Origin of the sequence: Streptomyces sp. ActVer (genome assembly GCF_027270795.1) — a bacterium.
Classification (GTDB): Bacteria; Actinomycetota; Actinomycetes; order Streptomycetales; family Streptomycetaceae; genus Streptomyces; species Streptomyces umbrinus_A.
In genome coordinates this window covers 1-965 of record NZ_JAPWHT010000952.1, presented here as the reverse complement: position 1 = coordinate 965, position 965 = coordinate 1, and the positions used below count along the sequence as shown (strand labels likewise).

Genomic DNA, 965 nt, shown 5'->3' with positions numbered 1-965 from the left:
GATCGCGTACGGCATCGACGAGGAGCCGGACGCGGCGGCCTCGCTGCCGCTGGGCGCGGGTCGGCTGACCGCGGGCTGGCTGCCGAACGATCCCGCGGACCCGGGGGACATCAGGGCCCTGCGCCGCCATGTGCGGGCCCAGATCGCCCGTACGGTCGGGGAATTCAGCCGCTTCGGCGCGCCCGACCACGTCGTCGCGACCTCCAAGACCTTCCGGCAGCTGGCCCGTATCGCGGGGGCCGCCCGCTCGGCCGACGGCCTGTACGTCCAGCGCGAGCTCAAGCGCCGCTCCCTGGAGGACTGGGTCCCCCGCCTGGCCGCCATGACCACCGCCGAACGCGCCGAACTCCCCGGCGTCTCCGAAGGCCGCGCCAACCAACTCCTCGCAGGCGCCATCGTCGCCGCCGGCGCCATGGACCTCTTCGGCGTGGAAACCCTCGAAATCTGCCCCTGGGCCCTGAGAGAGGGCGTAATCCTCCGAACCCTGGACCAGATGGCGACCCCGTAGAGCACGCCACCCTGCGCGCCGCGAGGGCCACGGGAACGGCCGCAACCTTCCGGGGCGCGGGCGCCGCCGCAGTCTTCACGGGCGCGGGGGCCGCCGCAGTGCCTAGAGGCGCGGGGCCCCGCCGCACTCTTCAGCCACGCGAGGACCGTCGCAGCCTTCAGGGGCGCGGGGAACGGCGCAATCTTTCAGGGGCGCGAGGAGCTGCGCGAGCAACCCACGAAAACGGTCAGACGACGCACACCCCCAGACCCCACCCACCCAGGGGCGCGGGGAACTGCGCGAGCAACCCCGTCCGACCGTCACACGACACACACGCTCAGCCCCACCCCCCCCAGGGGCGCGGGGAACTGCGCGACAAGCCACACCCAACCCGCACCCACCCACCCACGACCCGAATCCCCAACGCCGACCAGTCACCCGGACCCGCCGCCCGGGCCAGTCACCCCCCAGCCAAAGC

1 pseudogene is annotated in these 965 nt (G+C 73.7%); it reads left to right on the top strand.

Annotated features, from left to right (window positions below):
* Window positions 1–508: pseudogene (locus O3Q52_RS53560) on the top strand (Ppx/GppA family phosphatase); the annotation flags it as partial.
* Window positions 509–965 lie beyond the last annotated feature (457 nt).